The sequence below is a fragment of the Mycobacterium paraffinicum genome, from assembly GCF_025822865.1.
GTDB classification, from domain to species: domain Bacteria; phylum Actinomycetota; class Actinomycetes; order Mycobacteriales; family Mycobacteriaceae; genus Mycobacterium; species Mycobacterium paraffinicum.
Map to the genome: position 1 here is coordinate 1 of NZ_JACKUR010000005.1, position 2253 is coordinate 2253.

At 58.7% G+C, this 2253-nt stretch carries 4 protein-coding genes; 1 reads left to right on the forward strand and 3 read right to left on the reverse strand.

What is annotated here, in order from left to right; translation table 11 throughout:
* Positions 1 to 487, reverse strand: a 487-nt coding sequence (locus H7J89_RS00030; RefSeq protein WP_264035532.1) for a hypothetical protein, incomplete at its 3' end; no start/stop codon positions are given.
* Between the two features lie 911 nt (positions 488 to 1398).
* Here H7J89_RS00030 and H7J89_RS00035 point away from each other — a divergent pair.
* Positions 1399 to 1839 (forward strand): helix-turn-helix domain-containing protein, encoded by a 441-nt coding sequence (locus H7J89_RS00035; RefSeq protein ID WP_264035533.1) that lies wholly within the window; start codon positions 1399 to 1401, stop codon positions 1837 to 1839.
* Positions 1840 to 1891: 52 nt separating this feature from the next.
* On the opposite strand, the gene H7J89_RS00040 is transcribed toward H7J89_RS00035, so the two are convergent.
* Both H7J89_RS00040 and H7J89_RS00045 read right to left on the reverse strand, forming a co-directional pair.
* Positions 1892 to 2020, reverse strand: coding sequence for a hypothetical protein (locus tag H7J89_RS00040; RefSeq protein WP_264035534.1), 129 nt, complete (start codon positions 2018 to 2020; stop codon positions 1892 to 1894).
* Positions 2017 to 2253, reverse strand: a 237-nt coding sequence (locus tag H7J89_RS00045) for a hypothetical protein (protein ID WP_264035535.1), incomplete at its 5' end; no start/stop codon positions are given. The genes H7J89_RS00040 and H7J89_RS00045, both read right to left, overlap by 4 nt.

A 2253-nucleotide genomic window follows, 5' to 3' on the forward strand; every position in this document is an offset into this window, starting at 1 on the left:
ACGAGCGGGCCACAGACTCAAGAACCTCACGTTGTCCCGCAGACACCAACAGAGCTGGAACAGGTGGTCGCATGCAAGACATCATACCAACCAACAGCCAATTATTTGCGGGACACACCACTAGATAGTCAATCAGCGACTCAGCGTCAGCAACACGTTCCCGGTAAGTGCCCCCGGCGAACTGCTGCAAAAGCGACTGCGACAGATTCTTCGCGTCTCTGTTGAGGCTGCTAAGACCAAGTATCGAATCGATCATCCGCGACGACGAAGCCGCCGGCTCCAGGAACCACGCCCCGGCGGACCAGGCAGGCGGCGTGATCACGGCGTCGAACACAGACGGACGTCGAACCGTCCGATACTGCGCCTTCCTCGGCTCGGGATTCTCAAGCCACAACATCACCTGCTCGGCGGTCGGGTGATAAGAGCACCTGTTACACGCCGAGATGAAGCCCAGCACCTTGTACTGGTCGTCGGAAAGGATGTCCACCCGGCGATTCTAGGGTCGATTCATACAGGTCAGACCCCAATTCCAGATTATCGGATATCCGCCCAGCGGGGCACCGCCGTATGGTATGCAGACCAATCTCCGACCTCGAACAAAGACCATCGCCGCAGCTCAAGGGTGGAATTCCTACCCCAAGTGGAATTCCTGCCACCCCCCAAAACGCCCTGCAAAACAACACCATTCACCACCCATCACGACCGCAGCTAACAGCCAAACAATAATCAGCACAACAACATTCACCACTTCACCCAACCAGAACACCAACAGCGCCCAACACTGATATTACCGAAATACTCACTCGCGCAACCTAATCAGTACTAGGTTCAGCACCAAAAGCCAGTCCGCACAACCAGTTTGCTGCGCGCAACAGCGAATCCAAACCGATTGCCACGCAACCGATTCCGCGGGCCGATACTGGACGTGACCGTACACAACTAGCTAACCAGTGTATGCAGAAACGTGCAGTTCAACACGATGCAAGTGGCCGCCCAGCAAAGTCTCCGACAAGTGGATCCGCAGGAGCGGTAGGCCGCATAATCTCTCCCCGCAACCCGTTGTGCTGCAACTCTTTTCGCGTTTGCTGGCACGGCGAATGTTGGCCTATATCAACGGTTTTCGCTGTATCGCGTAGGCGTATCACTCCGCGACTCAACCGGCTATCATGTTCGGTCAAATCGCCTTGTTTTCAACGGTTTTCGTGTTGATTCTGTATCGTTCTGGCGTATTGGGTTGGGTGGTTGCGTTGGCTGAAATCGCTTGTTTTGCAATGCTTTTCGGGGTGTATCGGTGTGCTTGAATCGCGTTGATATTGCAGGCTTTTCGGTGCGATGCAAAAACATGGTTTGGCCTGCGCAAATGCCGGCGTATCGGTGCGGCCGGGGGATACTTGTTTCATGCGTGATGGGCAGAGATTGCAGGATCGCCAGGTGGCGGCGCTGCTGGACGATGGGGTGCCGTATCGGCAGGTGGCGGCGCAATTGGGGCTGTCGCTGGGGGCGGTGCAGCGGGCAGAGAAGCGGTACCGCGCGGCGGCGGATACCGTCGAGTCCGAATCCAGCGATCCGGTTTTGTCGTTGCTGACGCAGGCGGATATGCGGCGTTTGGGTATCGCTGAGCTGGGGGAATTGGACGCGTTGGTGCGGTTCCGGTTCTTGTCGTTGCCGGTGGGGAGTGGGGCCGGCGACGCCGCGCGGGCGTTGTTTGATCATGGCCGGGGTTCGGAGGCGTTCGCGGAGTGGTGTTGGGCTGATGATCCGGCGGGGCCGAGGGCTGCGTTTGGGGCTGAGACTGTGCCGTTTGCGCCGCTGGACGAGGGTCGGTCGGAGCAATGGTGAGGGGCTGGTGCCGGGAGGGGGAATCTCCCGGCACCAGCCCCTCACGTCTGTGTTAGCGGTTGTCGTCGCGTTGCTGTTCTAGGCGTTTGACGCGCCGGGTGAGGCTGATGACCTGCGCGTAGAGGATCGCCAGCGCGACGGGGAAGACGATTAGGACTAGGTCGTGCTGAAACTCGGTCATTGGTCGCAGTCTCCTTCAATGATGGGCCAGACGGTGTCTCGTTGGGCTTGCCATGGGTTGATTCGGCCGTCGCCGCGTTGCAGGCCTTGTGCGATGTCGGGGGCGGGGAGAGCAATGATCAGAACTTGTGGATGACTCTCGGCGAGGCGGCGTAAGTGGGCGCACCTTCCCGAGGATGATCTGAAAGTCCTGTTGTTCTGATCAAGACCGGCGTTGGCGCGCTGGTTGGGAAG

Coding starts and splice junctions, on each gene's coding strand:
- H7J89_RS00035 (WP_264035533.1), top strand. CDS start 1,399: ATGCGTGATGGGCAGAGATTGCAGGATCGCCAGGTGGCGGCGCTGCTG.
- H7J89_RS00040 (WP_264035534.1), bottom strand. CDS start 2,020: ATGACCGAGTTTCAGCACGACCTAGTCCTAATCGTCTTCCCCGTCGCG.